The organism is Ramlibacter sp. PS4R-6 (genome assembly GCF_037572775.1).
In the GTDB taxonomy this organism is placed as follows: domain Bacteria; phylum Pseudomonadota; class Gammaproteobacteria; order Burkholderiales; family Burkholderiaceae_C; genus Ramlibacter.
Genome location: NZ_JBBHKA010000001.1, coordinates 2,198,492 through 2,219,989 on the forward strand (window position 1 = coordinate 2,198,492; position 21,498 = coordinate 2,219,989).

At 67.5% G+C, this 21,498-nt stretch carries 17 protein-coding genes and 4 tRNA genes; 15 read left to right on the top strand and 6 right to left on the bottom strand.

The genetic code is table 11. The features are described from left to right. Window positions 1–43: 43 nt before the first annotated feature. Together WG903_RS10920 and WG903_RS10925 are read left to right on the top strand one after the other, a co-directional pair. Window positions 44–1,180, top strand: a complete 1,137-nt coding sequence (locus WG903_RS10920) for an ABC transporter substrate-binding protein (protein ID WP_340075179.1) — start codon at window positions 44–46, stop codon at window positions 1,178–1,180. Window positions 1,181–1,203: 23 nt separating this feature from the next. Beyond that, window positions 1,204–2,115 (top strand): alpha/beta fold hydrolase, encoded by a 912-nt coding sequence (locus tag WG903_RS10925; RefSeq protein WP_340075181.1) that lies wholly within the window; start codon window positions 1,204–1,206, stop codon window positions 2,113–2,115. Here WG903_RS10925 and hemH read toward each other — a convergent pair whose 3' ends face one another. After that, window positions 2,116–3,099: a ferrochelatase gene (gene hemH, locus WG903_RS10930; RefSeq protein WP_340075183.1), complete on the bottom strand. Its 984-nt coding sequence runs from the start codon at window positions 3,097–3,099 to the stop codon at window positions 2,116–2,118. Window positions 3,100–3,116: 17 nt separating this feature from the next. Between hemH and WG903_RS10935 the strand changes: the two genes are divergently transcribed. Then, the gene (locus WG903_RS10935) at window positions 3,117–3,809 is read left to right on the top strand and encodes an HAD family hydrolase (RefSeq protein ID WP_340075185.1); all 693 of its coding nucleotides are present in this window, start codon (window positions 3,117–3,119) and stop codon (window positions 3,807–3,809) included. Here WG903_RS10935 and hpnD read toward each other — a convergent pair. Together hpnD and WG903_RS10945 are read right to left on the bottom strand one after the other, a co-directional pair. Further along, on the bottom strand, window positions 3,806–4,645 hold the full coding sequence (hpnD, locus tag WG903_RS10940) for a presqualene diphosphate synthase HpnD (protein ID WP_340075187.1): 840 nt from the start codon (window positions 4,643–4,645) through the stop codon (window positions 3,806–3,808). The genes WG903_RS10935 and hpnD overlap by 4 nt on opposite strands. Then, window positions 4,642–5,586, bottom strand: coding sequence for a squalene/phytoene synthase family protein (locus WG903_RS10945; RefSeq protein WP_340075189.1), 945 nt, complete (start codon window positions 5,584–5,586; stop codon window positions 4,642–4,644). The genes hpnD and WG903_RS10945 overlap by 4 nt, the downstream gene beginning before the upstream one ends. A 103-nt stretch (window positions 5,587–5,689) precedes the next feature. Here WG903_RS10945 and WG903_RS10950 point away from each other — a divergent pair, with 103 nt between their 5' ends. The 10 genes from WG903_RS10950 to WG903_RS10995 all read left to right on the top strand — a co-directional run bounded on the left by WG903_RS10950 (window position 5,690) and on the right by WG903_RS10995 (window position 16,530). Continuing rightward, window positions 5,690–6,853 (top strand): efflux RND transporter periplasmic adaptor subunit, encoded by a 1,164-nt coding sequence (locus WG903_RS10950; RefSeq protein WP_340075191.1) that lies wholly within the window; start codon window positions 5,690–5,692, stop codon window positions 6,851–6,853. A 7-nt stretch (window positions 6,854–6,860) separates the two neighbouring features. Beyond that, window positions 6,861–10,049 carry an efflux RND transporter permease subunit gene (locus tag WG903_RS10955; protein ID WP_340075193.1) on the top strand — a complete coding sequence of 1,063 codons (3,189 nt, stop codon included), beginning with the start codon at window positions 6,861–6,863 and terminating at the stop codon, window positions 10,047–10,049. Between the two features lie 66 nt (window positions 10,050–10,115). Continuing rightward, a tRNA-Leu gene (locus tag WG903_RS10960) sits at window positions 10,116–10,202 on the top strand. A 29-nt stretch (window positions 10,203–10,231) separates the two neighbouring features. Then, complete coding sequence (gene tig, locus WG903_RS10965) at window positions 10,232–11,542, top strand: trigger factor (RefSeq protein WP_340075195.1); 1,311 nt, start codon at window positions 10,232–10,234, stop codon at window positions 11,540–11,542. A 100-nt stretch (window positions 11,543–11,642) separates the two neighbouring features. Next, entirely contained in the window at window positions 11,643–12,251 is a 609-nt protein-coding gene (gene clpP / locus WG903_RS10970) for an ATP-dependent Clp endopeptidase proteolytic subunit ClpP (RefSeq protein WP_340075197.1), read from the top strand. Between the two features lie 104 nt (window positions 12,252–12,355). Next, the gene (clpX, locus tag WG903_RS10975) at window positions 12,356–13,621 is read left to right on the top strand and encodes an ATP-dependent Clp protease ATP-binding subunit ClpX (RefSeq protein ID WP_340075199.1); all 1,266 of its coding nucleotides are present in this window, start codon (window positions 12,356–12,358) and stop codon (window positions 13,619–13,621) included. Window positions 13,622–13,714: 93 nt separating this feature from the next. Next, the gene (gene lon / locus WG903_RS10980; RefSeq protein ID WP_340075201.1) at window positions 13,715–16,144 is read left to right on the top strand and encodes an endopeptidase La; all 2,430 of its coding nucleotides are present in this window, start codon (window positions 13,715–13,717) and stop codon (window positions 16,142–16,144) included. Window positions 16,145–16,193: 49 nt separating this feature from the next. Then, window positions 16,194–16,269: transfer RNA gene (locus WG903_RS10985), tRNA-Gly, on the top strand. Between the two features lie 47 nt (window positions 16,270–16,316). Beyond that, window positions 16,317–16,390 (top strand) — tRNA-Cys (locus WG903_RS10990). A 47-nt stretch (window positions 16,391–16,437) separates the two neighbouring features. Continuing rightward, a tRNA-Leu gene (locus tag WG903_RS10995) sits at window positions 16,438–16,530 on the top strand. 11 nt (window positions 16,531–16,541) lie between these two features. Here the strand turns inward: WG903_RS10995 and WG903_RS11000 are convergent. After that, the gene (locus WG903_RS11000) at window positions 16,542–17,264 is read right to left on the bottom strand and encodes a class I SAM-dependent methyltransferase (protein ID WP_340075203.1); all 723 of its coding nucleotides are present in this window, start codon (window positions 17,262–17,264) and stop codon (window positions 16,542–16,544) included. A gap of 54 nt (window positions 17,265–17,318) precedes the next feature. Here WG903_RS11000 and WG903_RS11005 point away from each other — a divergent pair, with 54 nt between their 5' ends. After that, a complete protein-coding gene (locus WG903_RS11005; protein ID WP_340075205.1) occupies window positions 17,319–17,945 on the top strand; it encodes a DUF6806 family protein in 627 nt (208 codons plus the stop codon). 37 nt (window positions 17,946–17,982) lie between these two features. Further along, entirely contained in the window at window positions 17,983–19,284 is a 1,302-nt protein-coding gene (locus tag WG903_RS11010) for an MFS transporter (RefSeq protein ID WP_340075207.1), read from the top strand. Here WG903_RS11010 and murI read toward each other — a convergent pair. Both murI and WG903_RS11020 read right to left on the bottom strand, forming a co-directional pair. Next, on the bottom strand, window positions 19,281–19,934 hold the full coding sequence (gene murI, locus WG903_RS11015; protein WP_340075209.1) for a glutamate racemase: 654 nt from the start codon (window positions 19,932–19,934) through the stop codon (window positions 19,281–19,283). The genes WG903_RS11010 and murI overlap by 4 nt on opposite strands. Next, on the bottom strand, window positions 19,931–21,472 hold the full coding sequence (locus tag WG903_RS11020) for a fumarate hydratase (RefSeq protein ID WP_340075211.1): 1,542 nt from the start codon (window positions 21,470–21,472) through the stop codon (window positions 19,931–19,933). Before WG903_RS11020 ends, murI begins: the two co-directional genes overlap by 4 nt. Window positions 21,473–21,498 lie beyond the last annotated feature (26 nt).

Here is a 21,498-nt window from a genome sequence, read left to right on the forward strand (position 1 = left end):
CCAGGGAGTTGTCATTCCACCAAGCAGTCAGGAGACGAATGTCATGAAGTCATGGACGTCGTTGGGAACGAAAACCCTGGGCGCGCTCGCGCTCTGCATCGCGGCGACGGGAGCCGCCGCGGACATCGTCGTGGGGCAGGTCGCGCCCCTGTCGGGCGTGCTGGCCAGCACCGGGCGCCAGATGGTGCTGGGCGGCCAGATCTATTTCGACCACGTCAACTCGCGCGGGGGCATCAACGGCCAGAAGGTCAAGGTGCTGGTGGCCGACGACGGCTACAAGGTCGACGAGACGGTGCGCCTCACGAAGGAGATGCTGGCCAAGCCGGAGGTGGTCGCGCTGTTCGGCTTCGCCGGCACGGCCAATATCGGCAAGCTGCTGGCCGACAAGGTGCTGGAGGAGGGCGGCGCGCCGCTCGTCGCCCCGTACACCGGCGGCGAGCCGCTGCGCAGCCCGTACAACCCGTGGATCTTCCACGTGCGCGCCGGCTACGCGGACGAGGCCGAGCACATGGTGCAGCAGCTCACGACGCTGGGCATGAAGCGCATCGCCGTGATGTACCAGGATGACGGCTTCGGCAAGGCGGGCCTCGCGGGCGTCGAGTCGGCGATGGCGCGGCGCAACCTGAAGCTCGTGACCACCGCCGGCTACGAGCGCAACACCGACAAGGTCGACGAGGCGGTGAAGAAGATCAAGGCCGCGGACCCGCAGGCCATCATCATGATCTCCATCAACAAGCCGACCGCGGCCTTCGTCAAGCAGTACCGCGAGTCGGGCGGCGGCGCGCAGCTGCTGAACATCTCGGTGGTGGACCCGGCGGAGCTCGTGAAGCTCGCCGGCCTGAAGAACGCGCACGGCCTGGGCATCAGCCAGGTCGTGCCCTATCCCTACATGGCGAACCTGCCGGCGATCCGCGAGTACCAGGACCTGCTGCGCAAGTACGCGCCGAACGAGCCGGTTAACTACACCAGCTTCGAGGAGTTCCTCGGCGCCAAGGTGCTGGTCGAGGCGCTGCGCCGCGCCGGCCCGGCCCCGACGCGCGCGAAGGTGATCAAGGCGCTGGAGTCGCTCGCGAACTTCGACCTGGGCGGCATCACGGTGAGCTTCGCGCCGGACAACCGCATCGGCTCCAAGTACGTGGAAGTCACGGTGATCGGAAGCACCGGCAAGCTGCTGAAGTAGAACAACCCCAGAGAGGACAGAGGATGGGCCCGAGCTCCCGCTACGCAACCTGCGCCGGCCGCGAGATCCACTACACGGAGTGGGGTGCGCAGCACCCGCGCACCGTCATCGCCTGGCACGGGCTCGCGCGTACCGGGCGCGACATGGACGAACTGGCGGAGCACCTGTCGGCGCGCTACCGGGTGATCTGCCCCGACACGCTCGGGCGCGGCTACAGCCAGTGGAGCCCGGATCCCGTCAAGGAATACACGCTGTCGTTCTACGCGAAACTGGCCCTCGAGCTGATGGACCGGCTGGACATCGCCGACGCGCACTGGGTGGGCACGTCCATGGGCGGCGCGATCGGCACGGTGAGCGCATCGGGCATCTTCCAGCCCAAGCTCAAGTCGCGCATCAAGAGCCTGGTCCTCAACGACAACGCGCCCAAGCTCGCCGACGCGGCGCTCGCACGCATCCGCGCTTATGCAGGCAACCCGCCGTCGTTCGACACGATGGCGGAACTGGAAGCGTTCTTCCGGCAGGTCTACAAGCCCTTCGGCTGGATGAGCGATGCCCAGTGGCGGCGCCTGGCGGAAACCTCCGCGCGCCGCCTGCCGGACGGCCGCTGGACGCCGCACTACGACCCGCAGATGGTGCGGCAGTTCACCGACCACCCGAACGACTACGACATCTGGGCGCACTACGACGTGCTGGAGATCCCGGTGCTGTGCCTGCGCGGCGCGGAGTCGGACCTGGTGCAGCGCGACGCCACCGACGAGATGATGCGGCGCGGCCCGGGGCTGCGTGGCCTCACGCGCATCGTCGAGATTCCCGGCTGCGGCCATGCGCCCGCCCTGAACGTCCCGGAGCAACTGGACCTGGTGATGTCCTTCATCGATCAGCACGACGCGGCGCCCGCGCCCTCGAAGGGCCCCCGCGCCGCGGCGCTGTCCTGATCAGCGCGTCGGCCACCCGGCGAGGTGGCGCTCGGCGATCGTTGCGAGCGCCGTGATCCACGCGGAGTCGTCGTTGAGGCACGGGATGTAGCGGAACTCCCTGCCGCCGGCCGTGAGGAAGGCGGACTGGCCTTCGATCGCGATCTCCTCCAGCGTCTCGAGGCAGTCGCCGGTGAAGCCCGGGCAGACGACATCCACGCGCTTGACGCCGCGCTTGCCGAGCGAGCGCAAGGTGGCCTCCGTCGCGGGTTCGAGCCACTTCGCGCGGCCGAACCGGGACTGGAAGCTCACCGTGAAGTCCTTCGCATCGAGACCGAGGCGTCCCGTGACGCGGCGCGCGGTTTCCAGGCACTGGTCGCGGTACGGGTCGCCCAGCTTCACCGTGCGTTCCGGCACGCCGTGGAAACTCAGCACCAGGTGGTCCGGGCGGCCGCCGTCGCGCCACGAGCGTTCGATGCGCCGCACGAGCGCCTCGGTGTACCCGCTGTCGTCGTGGTAGCTGTTGACGAAACGGATCTCCGGCACCACCCGCGTGCGCGCGGCCCAGCGCCCGACCTCGTCGATCACGCTCGCCGTGGTGGAGCACGAGTATTGCGGGTAGGCCTGCAGGACGAGCACGTGGCGAATGCCCTCGGCGTGCAGCGCATCGAGCTGGGAAGCAATCGACGGCGCGCCGTAGCGCATCGCGTGGCGCACCTTCAGCTTGTGGCCGCGCTCGCCCAGCCAGCCTTGCAGCAGCTTGGCCTGCTTTTCGGTCCACACCTGCAGGGGCGAGCCCTCGGGCGTCCAGATCTTGGCGTACTTGGCCGCCGACTTCGGCGCGCGCAGGGGCAAGATCACGCCGCGCAGGAGCGGCAGCCACAGCGCGGGAGGGATCTCGACGACGCGCGGGTCCGACAGGAACTGCGCCAGGTAGCGCCGCACCGCGGCCGGCGTCGGCGCTTCGGGCGTGCCGAGGTTGCACCAGAGGATCGCGCATTGCATTGCGCTATTCTCACTGAATGCTCGACATTGCCCGGATCAAGGCCGTCAGCCTCGACCTCGACGACACGCTGTGGCCCATCTGGCCCACGATCGAGCGCGCCGAGAAGGTGCTGCACGACTGGCTCGTCGACAACGCGCCCATGGCTGCCGCGCTCTTCTCCAGCCCGGGCGCGCTGCGCGACATCCGCGACTACATGGCGAGCAACCGGCCCGAACTGAAGCACGACCTGAGCGCCGTGCGGCGCGAGTCGATCCGCCTGGCCCTGTACCGCGCCGGCGAGAACCCGCTGCTGGCGGACAAGGCGTTCGAGGTGTTCTTCGCCGAGCGCCAGCGCGTGGACCTTTTCGAGGACGCGCGCCCCGCGCTCGAATACCTCGCGGCGCGCTTCCCGCTGGTGAGCATCTCCAACGGCAACGCGGACCTGGCGCGCGTCGGCATCGCGGAGTTCTTCCGCGCCGCCATCTCGGCGCGCGAGTTCGGCGTGGGCAAGCCCGACCCGCGCATCTTCCACGCCGCCGCCGGCGCGGTGGACGTGACGCCCGAGGACATGTTGCACGTCGGCGACGACGCGACACTGGACGCGCTGGGCGCATTGAACGCCGGGATGCAGGCAGTGTGGGTGAACCGCTCGGACCACCTGTGGCCGCACGAGCAGCAGCCGCAGGTGACCGTGAGCCACCTCACGGAACTCTGCGAACTGCTCGGCTAGAGGCGCCCCAGGGCCTGCACCTTCCAGGCCAGCCAGAACTTGCGCACCGGCGTGAGGCTCACGCGCTGGTGCAGCACCTGGAAGCCGTCGCGCTCGATCTCGTCCAGCAGCGTGCGGTAGATGCTGGCCATCATCAGCCCGGGTTTCTGGGCACGGCGGTCTTCGGGCGGCAGGAGCGCGAGCGCCTCGTCGTAATAACGCCGCGCGCGGTCCGCCTGGAACTTCATCAGCGCCGTGAAACGGTCGGAGTAGCGCCGCTCCAGGATCTCCTGCGACTTCACGTCGAACTGCTGCAGTTCGTTCACGGGCAGGTAGATGCGCCCGCGCATCGCGTCTTCGCCGACGTCGCGGATGATGTTGGTGAGCTGGAACGCCAGGCCCAGCTTGTGCGCGTATTCGGTGGTCTGCGGCTGCGACTGGCCGAAGATGCGCGCCGCCACCTCGCCCACGATGCCCGCGACCAGGTGGCAGTAACGCTCCAGGCCCGGGAAGTCCAGGTAGCGCGTCTGCTGCAGGTCCATCTCGCAGCCTTCGATCACCGCCTGCAGCTGCCGCTCCTCGATGCCGTAGTCCGGCGCGCACGGCATGAGCGCGCGCATCACCGGGTGCTCGGGCTGGCCACGAAAGGACTTCGCGACTTCGGAGCGCCACCACGCGAGCTTCGTGCGTGCCACGCCCGGGTCGCTCACTTCATCGACCACGTCGTCGACCTCGCGGCAGAACGCATAGAAGGCCGTGATCGCCGCGCGCCGCGGCCTGGGCAGGAAGAGGAAGGCGTAATAAAAGCTGCTGCCCGAGGCGGCAGCTTTCTGCTGGACGTAATCCTGCGGCGTCATCGCGGGCGATTGTCGCCGAGCGCGTCGCGGAACTCGCGTGCGATGCGCGCACGGCTGCCCAGCGACAGGAGCACGCGCAGGAGGAGCCAGCGCACTTCGCTGCGCGGCACCTTGATGCGTTCGTGCGCGGCGCGCGGGCCCGCGGCCCGAAGCAGCGCGAGCGTCCGTGCGCCGATCAAGGCGGGCAATGCACTGGCCACGCGCATGCGCCTGCTTTCGAGTGCGAGCGAATAGCGCAAGCCGCATTCGAGCCCCTCGCGTGCCCTGGCGAACCACGGTTCGCGCGCCGCGGGGAGGTAGCGCCGCCCGGTCGCGAGGTCCTGCGCTTCGTCGCGCAGCACGTTCACGAGCTGCAAGGCCATGCCGTAGCGCTTGCCCAGGTCCATCAGCTCGGGTGGGGGGAGGGTGGCGAAGCCGGCGACGTGCCGCAAGCCCAGGCGCGTCCAGAACTCGCCGACGCAGCCGGCGACGAGGTAGGTGTACTCGTCCAGCTCGCCGTCGTCCGCCAGCGACGCCGGATTCGCGGCGGAAGCGTCGCCGAAGCGCTCGACGTCCAGCCGCTGGCCGCGCGTGATGTGGCCCAGGACCGTGAGCACGTCGGCTCGATCCGCTTCGTCGAGCGCCTGCAGCTCGCCCATGCAGGCCGGAAGCGCCTGCAGCAGCTGGCGCTCCTGCGGGGTTTCGGCGGCGTCGAGCCGGATGGGTTCGGCGGGGCGCTCGCCGCGCACCATGCCCAGGAACCGGTCCAGCAAGGCCAGCCGTTCGGCCCTGCCGGCGCCGGGGGCATCGGCCAGGGTGTCCGATGCCCGGGCCAGCAGGTAGCCCAAGCCCACCGGCCGCCCCAATCCCGGCGGCAGGAGGCGGATCGACAGGTAGAAGGACCGGGAAACGCCTTCCAGGAGCGTCAGCAGGGCGGGGTCCGGGCGCGAACGGTCGGGCATGGCGGCGGATTGTCGCTTGACAAGGCTGAGCGGTTCCCCTAGATTACTAACCAGTCAGTCAGTAAGGTTGCCCTCGTCTCCCTTTTCCCGAAAAGAAACTGCCATGTCTCCCCGACTCCGTTCCCTCCCGCTGGCTCTGGCCGTCGCCGCCGCCGTCCTGGCGGGCTGCTCCCGGCAGGAAGCCGCCCCCGAGCCCATCCGTTCCGTCAAGGTGATCACCGTCGGCGTGGACACCTTCCAGGCCAGCCACGAGTTCGCGGCCGAGGTGAAGCCGCGCGTCGAGTCGCGCCTGGGCTTCCGCGTGGGCGGCAAGATCATCAAGCGCCAGGCCGAAGTGGGGCAGCGCGTGAAGGCCGGCGACGTGCTGGCGCAGCTCGATGCGCGCGATTACCAATTGGCGGCCGAAGCGGCCCGGGCGCAAGTGAATGCGGCCCAGACCAACCGCGACCTGGCCGGGGCGGACTTCAAGCGTTACGCGGCCCTGCGCGAGCAGAACTTCATCAGCGGCGCGGAACTGGAGCGCCGGGAAACCACCTTGAAGGCCGCGCAGGCGCAGCTGGACCAGGCCAAGGCGCAGCTCGCCGCGCAAGGCAACCAGGCTACCTACGCGAGCCTCGTCGCCGATGCGCCGGGCGTGATCACGGCCGTCGAAGCCGAGTCGGGGCAGGTCGTGAACCCCGGCATGACGGTCGTTCGCGTCGCCGTCGACGGCCCGCGCGACGTCGTGTTCTCCGTGCCGGAGGACAAGGTCGCCGCGATCAAGGCCGGCACCGAGGTGTCGGTGCGCATCTGGTCCGACAACCGCGACGTCAAGGGCAAGGTGCGCGAAGTGGCGGCCGCCGCCGACCCCGTTACGCGCACGTACCCGATCAAGGTTTCGCTCGACGCGGGGGTGAACGTGCCGCTCGGCGCGACGGTGTACGTTGCCCCGCAGGCGCTCAGCATGCAGGGCATGCCCGTGATCAAGCTGCCGACCAGCGCGCTGCGCAAGGAAGGCAACGGCACGGCCGTGTGGGTGCTGGACAAGCAGACGATGACGGTGAAGTCGCAGCCGGTGGTGATCGCCACGGCCGACGGCAACGAGGCGGTGATCGCGTCGGGCCTGCAGCCGGGCATGCTGGTGGTCAGCGCCGGCGTGCATGTGCTGTCGCCGGGCCAGAAGGTCGCGATCTTCCGCGAGCGCTCGGCCGCGCCGGCCAACGCCGTCGCGCAGGAGCAGGCGAAGACCGTTGCCGCCACCGAAGGCGGCGCACCCGTCTCGAAGTGAGGCCGCGATGAGCACCGACGTGCAGCCCAAGGAGAAGTTCAACCTCTCCAAGTGGGCGCTGGACCACCCCGAGCTCACGCGCTACCTGATGGTGGTGCTGATGCTGCTGGGTTTCGCCGCCTACTTCCAGCTCGGGCAGGACGAAGACCCGCCTTTCACCTTCCGCGCGATGGTCGTGCGCACCTACTGGCCCGGCGCGACGGCGCAGCAGGTGGCCGAGCAGGTCACCGACAAGATCGAGCGCTCGCTGCAGCAGGCGCCTTACGCCGACAAGATCCGCAGCTACTCCAAGCCGGGCGAGTCGCAGATCATTTTCCAGATCAAGGACAACTCGAAGCCCACCGATGTCGCCAACGTCTGGTACACGGTGCGCAAGAACATCGGCGACATGAAGTACACGCTGCCGCCGGGCATCCAGGGGCCGTTCTTCAACGACGACTTCGGCGACGTATACGGCGTGATCTACGCGCTGGAGTCCGACGGCTACAGCTACGCGGAGGTCAAGCAGTTCGCCGACGACGTGCGCCAGAACCTGCTGCGCGTGCAGGACGTGGCCAAGGTCGAACTGTTCGGCGTGCAGGATGAAAAACTCTTCGTCGAGATCTCGCAGAAGCGCCTGGCCGAGCTGGGCCTGGACCTGAATCAGGTGCTGGCGCAGCTGGGCCAGCAGAACGCAGTGGAATCCGCCGGCGCCGTGCAGACCCCGTTGGACGTGGTGCAGGTGCGCGTGGCCGGCCAGTTCGAGGCCGTGAGCCAGCTGCGTGCCATGCCGATCCGCGGCACCTCCGGCAACCAATTGCGCCTGGGCGACATCGCCGAGATCAAGCGCGGCTACGTCGACCCGCCCTCGGTGAAGGTGCGCCACGACGGCAAGGAAGTGATCGCGCTGGGTGTGTCCATGGCCAAGGGCGGCGACATCATCCGCCTGGGCAAGTCGCTCAAGACCGAGTTCCATCGCATCGAGGACGGCCTGCCCGCCGGCATCAAGCTCGTGCAGATCCAGGACCAGCCGAAGGCCGTGTCGAACTCCGTGGGCGAGTTCGTGCGCACGCTGATCGAGGCGGTCGCCATCGTGCTGGCCGTGAGCTTCCTCGCGCTGGGCCTGCACAAGCGCCCCGACGCCGCGGCGCTGCCGCTGTGGAAGCGCTGGTATATCGACATGCGCCCCGGCCTCGTCGTCGGCATCACGATCCCGCTGGTGCTGGCCGTCACGTTCCTGGCGATGGACTACTGGGGCATCGGCCTGCACAAGATCTCGCTGGGCTCGCTGATCATCGCGCTGGGCCTGCTGGTCGACGACGCGATCATCGCCGTGGAGATGATGGTGCGGAAGATGGAGGAGGGCTACGACAAGGTCCGCGCCGCCACCTTCGCGTACGAGATCACGGCGATGCCGATGCTCACGGGCACGCTCATCACGGCGACGGGGTTCCTGCCGATCGGCCTGGCGAAGTCCACCGTCGGTGAATACACCTTCGCGATCTTCGCGGTGACGGTGATCGCGCTGGTCCTGAGCTGGCTCGTCTCCGTGTACTTCGTGCCCTACCTCGGGCAGGCGCTGCTGAAGGAAAAGCCGCCCACCAGCGAACACCACGAGCACTTCGACACGCCGTTCTACCGCAACTTCCGCAAGCTCGTGGACTGGTGCGTGGAGCACCGCTGGAAGACCATAGGCGCCACCATCGCCGTGTTCTTCCTCGGCATCGTCGGCATGGGCAAGGTGCAGCAGCAGTTCTTCCCCGATTCCAGCCGGCCCGAGATCATGGTCGACATCTGGTTCCCCGAGGGCACGTCCTTCGCCGCGAACGAAGAGGTGACCAAGCGCGTCGAGGCGCGCCTGAAGGCCGAGCCGGGCGTCATCAGCGTGAGCACCTGGGTGGGCTCCGGCGTGCCGCGCTTCTACCTGCCGCTGGACCAGGTGTTCCCGCAGACCAACGTGTCGCAGTTCATCGTGATGCCGCAGGACCTGAAGACGCGCGAGACGCTGCGCGTGAAGTTCCCGGCGCTGCTGGCCACCGAATTCCCCGAGGCGCGCGGCCGCGTGAAGCTGCTGCCCAACGGCCCGCCCGTGCCTTACCCGGTGCAGTTCCGCGTGGTCGGCCCCGACCCCATCGAGCTGCGCACGCGCGCCGACCAGGTGAAGGAAGTCTTCCGCGCCAGCCCCAACACGCGCGGCGTCAACGACAACTGGAACGAGTCGGTCAAGGTGCTGCGCCTCGAGGTCGACCAGGCCAAGGCACGTGCGCTGGGTGTCACCAGCCAGTCCATCGCGCAGGCCTCGCGCACCATCCTCGCCGGCACGCCGGTGGGCCAGTTCCGCGAGGGCGACAAGCTGATCGACATCGTGCTGCGCCAGCCGCTGGAGGAGCGCAATGCGCTGACGGACCTGGGCAATGCCTACCTGCCCACCGCGTCCGGCAAGTCGATCCCGCTCACGCAGATCGCGCGCCCCACGTTCACGTGGGAGCCGGGCGTGATGTGGCGCGAGAACCGCGACTACGCCATCACCGTGCAGAGCGACATCGTCGAGGGCCTGCAGGGCGCGACGGTGACCAACGAATTGCTGCCCAAGCTGAAGGAGCTGGAGAAGAAGTGGCCCATCGGCTATGCGATCCAGGTCGCGGGCGCGGTGGAGGAAAGCTCCAAGGGCCAGGGCTCCATCGCCGTCGGCCTGCCCATCGCGATCTTCATCACCTTCACGCTCCTGATGCTCCAGCTGCACAGCTTCGGCCGCTCGCTGCTGGCATTCGGGACGGGCTTCATGGGTATCGCGGGCGTGGCGGGAGCGCTGCTGGTCCTGAACCGGCCCTTCGGTTTCGTCGCGCTGCTGGGCGTGATCGCGCTCTTCGGCATGATCATCCGCAACTCGGTGATCCTGATCGACCAGATCGAGCAAGACCGCGCGGCGGGCGTGCCGACCTGGAACGCGATCGTCGAGTCGGCCGTGCGCCGCTTGCGTCCGATCGTGCTGACGGCCGCGGCGGCCGTGCTGGCGATGATTCCGCTTTCGCGTTCGGTCTTCTGGGGCCCGATGGCCGTGGCCATCATGGGTGGCCTGATCGTTGCGACGGTCCTCACGCTGCTGGCCCTGCCGGCCATGTACGCGGCCTGTTTCCGGGTCAAACGGCCCGGTGAAGAAGAGACTCTGGATCCCGGCCTGCGCCGGGACGACGGCGCGGTGCCCGCCGTCGGCTAAAATTCGCGATTCGCCGATGGCAAGCGGGCCGCCGGGTGACCGGGGCCCGCTTTCCCATTGGGGCAAGCGCGGGTGGCGAAATTGGTAGACGCACCAGGTTTAGGTCCTGACGCCTTCACCGGCGTGTCGGTTCGAGTCCGACCCCGCGCACCAGTCACACGCACATAGACAAGAGAACCACCATGGCCGTCACCGTTGAAACCCTCGACAAGCTCGAGCGCAAGATCACGCTCACGCTTCCCGCGGACGTCATCAAGAACGAGATCGACTCGCGCCTGAAGCGCCTGGCGCGCACCGTCAAGATGGACGGCTTCCGCCCGGGCAAGGTGCCGCTGAACGTCGTCGCCCAGCGCTACGGCTACTCCGTGCACTACGAGGTGATGAACGACAAGGTGGGCGAGGCGTTCGCCCAGGCCGCCAACGAGGCCAACCTGCGCGTGGCCGGCCAGCCCCGCATCACCGAGAAGGACGGGGCCCCCGACGGCCAGCTGGCCTTCGACGCGATCTTCGAGGTCTACCCGGAGGTGAAGATCGGCGACCTGGCCACGGCCGAAGTCGAGCGCCTCGCCACCGAGGTGAGCGACGCCGCCATCGACAAGACGCTGGACATCCTGCGCAAGCAGCGCCGCACCTTCGCGCAGCGCCCGGCCGACGCGCCGGCCGCCGACGGCGATCGCGTGACGGTGGACTTCGAAGGCAAGATCGACGGCGAGCCCTTCCAGGGCGGCAAGGCCGAGGACTTCCAGTTCATCGTCGGCGACGGCCAGATGCTCAAGGAGTTCGAGGACGCCACGCGCGGCATGAAGTCGGGCGAGAGCAAGACCTTCCCGCTGGCCTTCCCCGAGGACTACCACGGCAAGGACGTGGCCGGGAAGCAGGCCGACTTCCTCGTGACCGTCAAGAAGATCGAGCAAGCCAACCTGCCCGAGGTGAACGAAGCCTTCGCCAAGTCGCTGGGCATTCCCGAAGGCACGGTGGAAGGCCTGCGCGCCGACATCAAGAAGAACCTCGAGCGCGAGGTGAAATTCCGCCTGCTGGCCCGCAACAAGCAGGCCGCGATGGACGCGCTGGTCGCGAAGTCCGAGCTGGACCTGCCCAAGTCCGTGGTGCAGGCCGAACTGGACCGTATGGTCGAGCAGGCGCGCGCCGACCTGAAGCAGCGCGGCCTGAAGGACGCCGACAAGGCGCCGATCCCGGAAGACATGTTCCGCCCGCAGGCCGAGCGCCGCGTGCGCCTGGGCCTGGTGGTCGCCGAGCTGGTGCGCACGAACAACCTGGAAGCCAAGGCCGACCAGATCAAGCAGCATGTGGAAGAGCTCGCGGCCAGCTACGAAAAGCCGGCCGAAGTGGTGCGTTGGTACTACGGCGACCGCCGCCGCCTGGCCGAGGTCGAGGCCATCGTCATCGAGAACAATGTCACGGACTTCATCCTGGCCAAGGCCCAGGTGAAGGACAAGAACGTCTCCTTCGACGAGCTGATGCAGCAGCAGTAAGCCGCCGGCCTTACCGCGTAATGGGGCTTGCGCTTCGCCGCGCGGGCCCCATTTCCTTTTGGCATACAGTTACCCCAGTCAAGAACGGAGCCCCCATTCCATGAGCGCACTTGAAACCCGCGGCCTCGGCCTGATCCCGATGGTGATCGAGCAGTCCGGGCGCGGCGAGCGGTCCTACGACATCTATTCGCGCCTGCTGCGCGAGCGCATCGTCTTCCTCGTGGGGCCGGTGAACGACCAGACGGCCAACCTCGTGGTGGCCCAGATGCTCTTCCTGGAGAGCGAGAACCCCGACAAGGACGTGTTCCTGTACATCAACTCGCCCGGCGGCAGCGTGAGCGCCGGCATGGCGATCTACGACACGATGAACTTCATCAAGCCGCAGGTCTCCACCCTGTGCTGCGGCATGGCCGCCAGCATGGGCGCCTTCCTGCTCGCCGCGGGCGCGAAGGGCAAGCGCGTGGCGCTGCCCAACTCGAAGATCATGATCCACCAGGTGCTGGGCGGCGCCCAGGGCCAGGCGACGGACATCGAGATCCACGCCAAGGACATCCTGAAGACCAAGGCGATCATGAACAAGATCCTGGCCGACAAGACCGGCCAGCCGCTGGAGAAAGTCGAGCGCGACACCGAGCGCGACTATTTCCTCGACGCCGAAGAGGCCAAGTCGTACGGCCTCGTGGACCAGGTGCTCGCGCACCGGCCGTAAGGCTCCCATCCGAGGTTGCTCCACAGCAACGGCGCTTCCCGTCCTACGGGAGGCGCCTTGGCGTTTTCGCTATCATTTGACCCGGAACCCATCCTGAGGAATCCATGGCCGACAAGAAAGGCTCTTCCAGCGAGAAAACGCTTTACTGCTCGTTTTGCGGCAAGAGCCAGCACGAGGTCAAGAAGCTGATCGCCGGGCCTTCCGTCTTCATCTGCGACGAGTGCATCGATCTCTGCAACGAGATCATTCGCGATGAACTGCCCACGGGTGAGGAAAACCGCGAAGCGCGCGGCGACCTGCCCACGCCCGCGGAGATCAAGGCCAACCTGGACAACTACGTGATCGGCCAGGAGGCGGCCAAGCGCAGCCTGTCGGTCGCGGTCTACAACCACTACAAGCGCCTGCGCCACAAGGACAAGGCCAAGAAGGACGAGGTCGAGCTCGCCAAGAGCAACATCCTCCTGATCGGTCCCACCGGCTCGGGCAAGACGCTGCTGGCGCAAACGCTGGCGCGCATGCTCGATGTGCCGTTCGTGATGGCCGATGCGACGACGCTCACCGAAGCCGGCTACGTCGGCGAGGACGTCGAGAACATCATCCAGAAGCTGCTGCAGAACTGCAATTACGAAGTCGAGCGCGCGCAGCGCGGCATCGTCTACATCGACGAGATCGACAAGATTTCGCGCAAGAGCGACAACCCGTCGATCACGCGCGACGTGTCGGGCGAGGGCGTGCAGCAGGCGCTGCTGAAGCTGATCGAAGGCACCATGGCTTCGGTGCCCCCGCAAGGCGGGCGCAAGCACCCCAACCAGGACTTCCTGCAGATCGACACGACCAACATCCTGTTCATCTGTGGCGGCGCGTTCGCCGGCCTGGAAAAGGTCATCGAGCAGCGCACGGAATCGTCGGGCATCGGCTTTGGCGCGACGGTGAAGACCAAGAAGGAGCGCGCCCTGTCGGACGTGTTCCGCGAGGTCGAGCCGGAAGACCTCATCAAGTTCGGCCTGATTCCCGAGCTCGTCGGCCGCATGCCGGTCGTCGCCACGCTCGCGGAGCTCTCCGAGGACGCGCTGGTCCAGATCCTGACGGAGCCGAAGAACGCGCTGGCCAAGCAGTACGGCAAGCTCTTCGCGATGGAAGGCGTCGACCTGGAGATCCGCCCCAACGCCTTGCGCGCCATCGCCCGCAAGGCCCTCGCCCGCAAGACCGGCGCGCGCGGCCTGCGTTCCATCCTGGAGCAGTCGCTCATCGACACGATGTTCGAGCTGCCCAACATCGCCAACGTCGACAAGGTCGTGGTGGACGAATCCACGATCGAGGAGAGCAAGGCGCCTCTGCTGGTCTACCGCGAGGCAGCCAAGAAGGCATGACGGAATGACGGCGGTTTCGCCGCGTCCAGCATCACCGCGGGTTGAAACCCGCCCGGAACGGTCCATATTGGGCTAGAGAACACAAGGAATCCAATGTCCGGCCACACGCCCCTGCCCACCGAACCCATCCAGCTGCCCCTGCTGCCGCTGCGTGACGTGGTGGTCTTCCCCCACATGGTCATCCCGCTGTTCGTGGGGCGGCCCAAGAGCATCAAGGCGCTGGAAGCGGCCATGGAGGCCGAGCGCCGCATCATGCTGGTGGCGCAGAAAGCCGCCGCCAAGGACGAGCCGTCCACCAGCGACATGTTCGAGGTGGGCTGCGTGTCCACCATCCTGCAGATGCTCAAGCTGCCCGACGGCACCGTGAAGGTGCTGGTCGAAGGCCAGCAGCGCGCGCGCGTCAACAAGATCACCGAAGGCGAATCGCACTTCGTGGCCGACGTGACGCCTCAGGACCCCGCCGGCGGCGACGTCAAGTCCGCCGAGATCGAGGCGCTGCGCCGCGCGGTGATGCAGCAGTTCGACCAGTACGTCAAACTGAACAAGAAGATCCCGCCGGAGATCCTCACCTCGATCTCCAGCATCGACGACCCGGGCCGCCTGGCCGACACCATCGCCGCGCACCTTCCGCTCAAGCTCGAGAGCAAGCAGGTCGTGCTGGACCTGGCCGACGTCAAGGAGCGCCTGGAGAACCTCTTCGAGCAGATCGAGCGCGAGGTCGACATCCTCAACGTCGACAAGAAGATCCGCGGCCGCGTGAAGCGCCAGATGGAGAAGAACCAGCGCGACTTCTACCTCAACGAGCAGGTCAAGGCCATCCAGAAGGAACTCGGCGAAGGCGAAGAGGGCGCCGACATCGAGGAGATCGAGAAGAAGATCAAGGCCGCGAAGATGCCCAAGGACGCCAAGAAGAAGGCGGACGGGGAGCTGAAGAAGCTCAAGCTGATGTCGCCGATGTCGGCCGAGGCGACCGTGGTGCGCAACTACATCGACGTGCTCACGTCGCTGCCGTGGAGCAAGCGCACGAAGATCAAGCACGACCTGTCGCACGCCGAGGATGTCCTCAATGAGGACCACCACGGCCTCGAGAAGGTCAAGGACCGCATCCTCGAGTACCTCGCGGTCCAGCAGCGCGTGGACAAGGTGAAGGCGCCCATCCTGTGCCTGGTCGGCCCGCCCGGCGTGGGCAAGACCTCGCTCGGCCAGTCGATCGCCAAGGCGACGGGCCGCAAGTACGTGCGCATGGCGCTGGGCGGCATGCGCGACGAGGCCGAGATCCGCGGCCACCGCCGCACCTACATCGGCGCGTTGCCGGGGAAGGTGCTGCAGTCGCTGTCGAAGGTCGGCACGCGCAACCCGCTGTTCCTGCTGGACGAGATCGACAAGCTGGGCCAGGACTTCCGCGGCGACCCGGCGTCGGCCCTGCTCGAGGTGTTGGACCCCGAGCAGAACCACACCTTCAGCGACCACTACGTCGAGGTCGACTTCGACCTGAGCGACGTGATGTTCGTGGCGACGTCCAACTCGATGAACATCCCGCCGGCGTTGCTGGACCGGATGGAGGTGATCCGCCTCTCGGGCTACACCGAGGACGAGAAGGCCAACATCGCCATGAAGTACCTGCTGCCCAAGCAGATGAAGAACAACGGCGTGAAGGAAGAAGAGCTCGCGGTGACCGAGGACGCCATCCGCGACATCATCCGTTACTACACGCGGGAAGCCGGCGTGCGTTCGCTGGAGCGCGACCTCTCCAAGATCTGCCGCAAGGTGGTCAAGGGCCTGCAGCTGAAAAAGATGACGCCGCAGGTGGTCGTGACGGCCGAGAACCTCAACGACTTCCTCGGTGTGCGCAAGTTCACCTATGGCCGCGCCGAAAAGCAGAACCAGGTCGGCCAGGTGGTGGGCCTCGCGTGGACGGAAGTCGGCGGCGACCTGCTCACGATCGAGTCGGCGCTGATGCCCGGGAAGGGCAACATCCAGCGCACGGGTTCGCTCGGCGACGTGATGAAGGAGTCGGTCGAGGCCGCGCGCACGGTGGTGCGCAGCCGCGCGCGCATGCTGGGCATCAAGGAGGAGAACTTCGAGAAGAAGGACATCCACATCCACGTGCCCGACGGCGCCACGCCCAAGGACGGCCCGAGCGCGGGCGCCGCGATGACGACGGCGCTGGTGTCGGCCCTCACGGGCATCCCGGTGCGTGCGGACGTGGCGATGACCGGCGAGATCACGCTGCGCGGCGAAGTCACCGCGATCGGCGGCCTGAAGGAAAAGCTGCTGGCGGCCCTGCGTGGCGGCATCAAGACCGTCCTGATCCCCGAGGAAAACACCAAGGACCTGCAGGACATCCCCGAGAACGTGAAGAACGGGCTCGAGATCGTGCCGGTGAAGTGGATCGACAAGGTGCTCGAGGTCGCCCTGGAGCGCACGCCGACCCCGCTCACGGACGAAGAGGTCGCTGCGGCGGCGCCCGCGCTTCCCGACGCCGCGAAACCGGCGGAGTCGCGCCTCGGCGTCCAGCACTGAGCGGAAAAGGGCCCCGAAAAACTACGCTATAATTCGAGGCTCGAAATATGCGGGCATAGCTCAGTTGGTAGAGCGCAACCTTGCCAAGGTTGAGGTCGAGAGTTCGAGACTCTTTGCCCGCTCCAATTCAGAAACGGGAAGCACGTGCTTCCCGTTTCCACATCCGGAAAGCGGCGCGTTAGCAAAGCGGTTATGCAGCGGATTGCAAATCCGTTTAGATCGGTTCGACTCCGGTACGCGCCTCCAAAAAGCCCCTCGCCACCAATGAGCCACAATGAAGTCCCTGAGCAGGGGCCTCGGTGGTGAAATGGGTAGACACAGCGGATTTAAAATCCGCCGCTTGCCCCAAAGGCGGCGTGCCGGTTCGAGTCCGGCCCGAGGTACCAGCAGGTCGGCGTCAGGCCTTTTCGCACTCGACGACCAGGCTCTCGTGCCGCCGTTCGCTGTCTGCGGGCTCGAGCACATCGACTGACGGCAACCTCTCGCTCGCTCCCCATGGCACCCGGCGGATGCGGTCGAAACCGGCCGCCGAGAGGCGCGCCGCCAGCGTGTCGTAGTCGAACGCCGTGCGGTGCTGCCACCCGTACAACATTCCCGCGAAAACCGAGCCGCGCGTAGGGTAGGCCTCGCTGTCGTCGCCCAGGTACGCGCGCCGGTACCAGTCGAACAATGTCGGGTCCGCCGACGCCAGGCTCCGGGACCACAGCTCGAGGTCCGGCACCGCCACCCGCATGCAACCGCCGCGGCGCAGGCTGCGCCGGCACTCGGCGAGGAAAGCGATGCCTTCGGCCACCGTCAGGTGCTCGAGGAAGTGCGCGTGGTAGATCGTCTCCAGGCAGCCGTCGTGCGCGGGGATGCCCGCGCGAAGGTCGTGGGCCCATGCGAATGCCTCGGGGCGACCCGGCGCCGGTACCGGCCCGCGAACGCCGCGCGGCAAGCCGGCGGACGTCAGGTCGCCGTCGATGTTCAGGAACTGCGGCGCGAGGATGGCGCCGCAACCGATGTGGAAGTTGACGAACCGCCGATCCGCTCTCTGGACCGGGCCCTGCGTGCCTGCCGGCACCCGGCGCAGCTCGAAGCCGGCGGCGCGCAGGCAGTCCTTCGCCAATTGCTTGATCATTCCGGGGCGGCCATCTGAAGAGTTCCCATAGTCTAAACTTCACCTTTCGTCCCCATGGCCAATTACGACGCCCCCTTCGAGATCCACGTGCACGGCGACGTGCCCCTGCGCGCCGACGTAACCTATACGCAGCTGCAGGAGGCGCTCAAGCCCCTGTGGAAATACGCCGGCGCGAAATCGCTGGCGGATGCGGCGGAGAGCGCCTACGAGGAAGAGCCCGGCATCAAGTTCGACGCCACCGAGCACGTGCTGCGCATGTGCTGGACGGTGGAGGGCGACCAGGACTTCCGCCAGTCGCTCGACGAGATGGCCATGAGCCTCAATGAACTGTCGGAGCAGGGCGCGGCCATCGAGGTCACGTTCTACGACGCCGAGTTCGACGAGGAGGAAGAGCCGCCCGAGGCCGAGGCCCGTGACGACTTCGTGATGCTGTTCGTCGGCCCCACGCCGGCGGCCATCATGCAGGTGCAGCGCGACCTGCTGGTGGAGGACGTGGTGAACCTGATGGAGCGCCACTTCGACGCGGGCGAGCTCAATGGCGTCGTCGCCGAGATCGACCGGCTGTTCTCGCAGCGCTTCGACGCGCTGGTGAGCTCGCTGGAGATCGGCAAGCCCCCGCGCGGCAGCGGGGGGCCTGGGGGCGGCCATGGCGGCGGCCGCCGGCCACGCCACTTGCATTGACGTGAAGTAGCATCGGCCCCAAACAAGGAGGGGGCCGATGGCACTCTTTTCCCAGGACGCGCTGAACCCCGGCGTGCGCAAGCGCGAGGTGTTCGGCTGGGCGATGTACGACTTCGCCAACTCGGGCTACACCACGGTGGTCATCACGGCGGTGTTCGCGGCCTACTTCGTCGGTGGCATCGCAGGCAAGGCCGAGTGGGCGACGTTCGCGTGGACCGCGGCGCTTTCGGTGTCGTACGCGATCGTGATGTTCACCATGCCCAGCATCGGCGCGTACGCGGACCTGCGCGCGGCCAAGAAGAAGCTGCTGGCGCTTTTCACGGCGGGCTGTGTCGTGTCCACCGCGGCACTTGCGCTCGCGGGGCCGGGCAGCGTGGCACTGGCGGTCCTGCTGATCGTCATCTCCAACACCTTCTATTCGTACGGCGAGTCCCTGACCGCAGCCTTCCTGCCCGAGCTGGCGAAGGCGGAGTCGCTGGGCAAGGTGAGCGGCTGGGGCTGGAGCTTCGGCTATTTCGGCGGGATGCTGGCGCTGGGCGTGTGCCTGGGCTACGTGATCTGGGCGCAAGGGCAGGGCATCCCCGCCGCGCAGTTCGTTCCCGTCACGATGGTGATCACCGCCGTGATCTATGGGGCCGCCTCGCTCGCGACCTTCGCGCTGCTGCGCGAACGCGCGCAGCCCAATCCCGACTCCATGCGTGAACCGGGTTTCCTCGCGTCGCTCCACCAGTTGCGCGCCACCTTCCGCCAGGCGCGCCGCTTCAAGGACTTCATGTGGCTGATGCTCTGCGCCGTGTTCTACCAGGCGGGCGTGGCGGTCGCGATCACGCTCGCCGCGATCTACGCCGAAACGGTGATCGGATTCAAGCAGCAGGAGACGATGGTGCTGATCTTCGTGCTGAACGTCGCGGCGGCGCTGGGGGCGTTCGCGTGGGGCTACCTGCAGGACCGCATCGGCCACAAGATCGCGCTGGGGACGACGCTGGTGGGGTGGGTGGCGACCTGCGTGATCGCTGCCGTCTCGACGAACAAGGGCCAGTTCTGGTGGGCCGCGGCCATCGCGGGCCTTTGCATGGGCTCGAGCCAGTCGGCCGGCCGCGCGCTGGCCGGCATGTTCGCGCCGCAGAAGCAGCTGGCGGAGTTCTACGGCTTGTGGACCTTCGCGATCCGCCTGGCGAGCATCATCGGGCCGCTGGGCTATGGCGCCATCACGTGGGCCACCGGTGGCAACCAGCGGCTCGCAATCGTCGGTACTGCGGGCCTGTTCATCGTGGGCCTGGTGCTGCTGGTGCCGATCGACGTGCAACGCGGCCGGCGCAGCGCCGTCGACGCGGCCTAGGCGAGCAGGGCGGCGACGCGCCGCGCGACGGGCACGCCCGGCTCGACCAGGCGCACACCGTCGCCCGCCGCCGCCTGCAGCACGTCGTCGACGAGCGCGTAGTGGGTGCAGCCCAGCACGAGCGTGTCGACGTCGCCTTGCGCCTGCACGGCGCCGACGTACCGCTCGCACAGCTCACGCACGCGCGCAGCGTCGTTCGTCTCGATCGCGAGGGCGAGGCCATCGCAGGGCTGCAGGATGAAACGAACGCCGCTTGCGGCCAGCGACTCGTGCAGCGCCCGGAACTTCGCGCTGGCCAGCGTGCCGCGCGTGGCCATCACGCCGACCTGCCGGGTGCGCGTCACCGCCACCGCGGGCCTGAGGGGCGGCTCGACACCGACGAAAGGGATCTGCGGATAAGCCTCGCGCAGCAGGTGGATCGCCGCCGCCGTGGCCGTGTTGCACGCGACGACCACGAGATTCGCGCCGTCTTCCTCGATGAACTTGCGGGTGATGGCGAGCGAGCGCTGCGCGACGAACGCTTCATCGCGTTCGCCGTAGGGCGCGTGTTCGGTGTCCGCGAAGTAGGCGAAGGGCTCGTCCGGCAACTGCGCGCGCAATGCGCGCAGCACCGAGTGCCCGCCGATGCCGGAGTCGAAGACGCCGATCAAGCGGCGGCGACGGCGATGCCCTTGAACTCGCCCTTGGCGATGCGCTGGCTCCACTCGGCCGGGCCGGTGACGTGCGCGCTCGTGCCGCCCGCGTCCACCGCGACGGTGACCGGCATGTCGACCACGTCGAATTCGTAGATCGCCTCCATGCCCAGGTCGGCGAAGCCGACGACCTTGGCCTGCTTGATCGCCTTCGAGACGAGATAGGCCGCGCCGCCGACGGCCATCAGATAGGCGCTCTTGTGCTTGCGGATCGCCTCGATCGCCACCGGGCCGCGCTCGGCCTTGCCGATCATGGAGATGAGGCCCGTCTGCGCCAGCATCATCTCCGTGAACTTGTCCATGCGCGTGGCCGTCGTCGGGCCGGCGGGGCCGACCACCTCGTCGCGCACCGGGTCGACGGGGCCGACGTAGTAGATGACGCGGTTGGTGAAGTCCACCGGAAGCTTCTCGCCCCTGGCCAGCATGTCCTGGATGCGCTTGTGCGCGGCGTCGCGGCCGGTGAGCATCTTTCCGTTCAGGAGGAGCGTGTCGCCCGGCTTCCAGCTCGCGACTTCTTCCTTCGTCAGGGTGTCCAGGTTGACGCGCTTGCTCTTGTTGTAGTCGGGCGCCCACTCGACGTCGGGCCACAGGTCCAGGCTGGGCGCGTCGAGGTACACGGGGCCCGAGCCGTCCATCACGAAATGCGCGTGGCGCGTGGCGGCGCAATTGGGGATCATCGCCACGGGCTTGCTGGCCGCGTGCGTGGGGAACATCTTGATCTTGATGTCGAGCACGGTGGTGAGGCCGCCCAGCCCCTGCGCGCCGATGCCCAGCGCGTTGACCTTCTCGTACAGCTCGATGCGCAGCTCCTCGGTCTTGTCCTTCGGACCGCGCTGCAGCAGCTCGTACATGTCGATGTCGTCCATCAGCGATTCCTTGGCCGACAGCATCGCCTTCTCCGCGGTGCCGCCGATGCCGATGCCCAGCATGCCGGGCGGGCACCAGCCGGCGCCCATCGTGGGCACCGTCTTGAGCACCCAGTCGACCAGCGAATCGCTCGGGTTGAGCATGACGAACTTGCTCTTGTTCTCGCTGCCGCCGCCCTTGGCGGCCACCGTCACGTCCAGCTTGTCGCCGGGCACGATCTCCATGAAGACGACGGCAGGGGTGTTGTCCTTGGTGTTCTTCCGCTCGAACAGCGGGTCGGCGACGACCGAGGCGCGCAGCCGGTTGTCCGGGTGCTCGTAGCCGCGGCGCACGCCTTCGTTGATCGCATCCGCGATGCTGCCCTTGAAGCCCTCGAAGCGCACGTCCATGCCGACCTTGAGGAACACGTTGACGATGCCGGTGTCCTGGCAGATCGGCCGGTGGCCGGTCGCGCTCATGCGGCTGTTGGTCAGGATCTGCGCGATCGCGTCCTTGGCGGCGGCGCTTTGCTCGCGCTCGTAGGCGCGCGCGAGGTGCGCGATGTAGTCGGCCGGGTGGTAGTAGCTGATGTACTGGAGCGCGCCGGCGATCGATTCGATGAGGTCGGCGGCCTGGATCGTGGTGGGCATGGGCTGGCGGGGTGGACTTCGGGAAA

Coding starts and splice junctions, on each gene's coding strand:
- lon (WP_340075201.1), top strand. CDS start 13,715: ATGTCCGGCCACACGCCCCTGCCCACCGAACCCATCCAGCTGCCCCTG.
- WG903_RS11000 (WP_340075203.1), bottom strand. CDS start 17,264: ATGATCAAGCAATTGGCGAAGGACTGCCTGCGCGCCGCCGGCTTCGAG.
- WG903_RS10945 (WP_340075189.1), bottom strand. CDS start 5,586: ATGCCCGACCGTTCGCGCCCGGACCCCGCCCTGCTGACGCTCCTGGAA.
- WG903_RS10955 (WP_340075193.1), top strand. CDS start 6,861: ATGAGCACCGACGTGCAGCCCAAGGAGAAGTTCAACCTCTCCAAGTGG.
- tig (WP_340075195.1), top strand. CDS start 10,232: ATGGCCGTCACCGTTGAAACCCTCGACAAGCTCGAGCGCAAGATCACG.
- hemH (WP_340075183.1), bottom strand. CDS start 3,099: ATGCAATGCGCGATCCTCTGGTGCAACCTCGGCACGCCCGAAGCGCCG.
- WG903_RS11010 (WP_340075207.1), top strand. CDS start 17,983: ATGGCACTCTTTTCCCAGGACGCGCTGAACCCCGGCGTGCGCAAGCGC.
- clpP (WP_340075197.1), top strand. CDS start 11,643: ATGAGCGCACTTGAAACCCGCGGCCTCGGCCTGATCCCGATGGTGATC.
- WG903_RS10950 (WP_340075191.1), top strand. CDS start 5,690: ATGTCTCCCCGACTCCGTTCCCTCCCGCTGGCTCTGGCCGTCGCCGCC.
- WG903_RS10920 (WP_340075179.1), top strand. CDS start 44: ATGAAGTCATGGACGTCGTTGGGAACGAAAACCCTGGGCGCGCTCGCG.
- WG903_RS10925 (WP_340075181.1), top strand. CDS start 1,204: ATGGGCCCGAGCTCCCGCTACGCAACCTGCGCCGGCCGCGAGATCCAC.
- WG903_RS11005 (WP_340075205.1), top strand. CDS start 17,319: ATGGCCAATTACGACGCCCCCTTCGAGATCCACGTGCACGGCGACGTG.
- WG903_RS11020 (WP_340075211.1), bottom strand. CDS start 21,472: ATGCCCACCACGATCCAGGCCGCCGACCTCATCGAATCGATCGCCGGC.
- clpX (WP_340075199.1), top strand. CDS start 12,356: ATGGCCGACAAGAAAGGCTCTTCCAGCGAGAAAACGCTTTACTGCTCG.
- hpnD (WP_340075187.1), bottom strand. CDS start 4,645: ATGACGCCGCAGGATTACGTCCAGCAGAAAGCTGCCGCCTCGGGCAGC.
- WG903_RS10935 (WP_340075185.1), top strand. CDS start 3,117: ATGCTCGACATTGCCCGGATCAAGGCCGTCAGCCTCGACCTCGACGAC.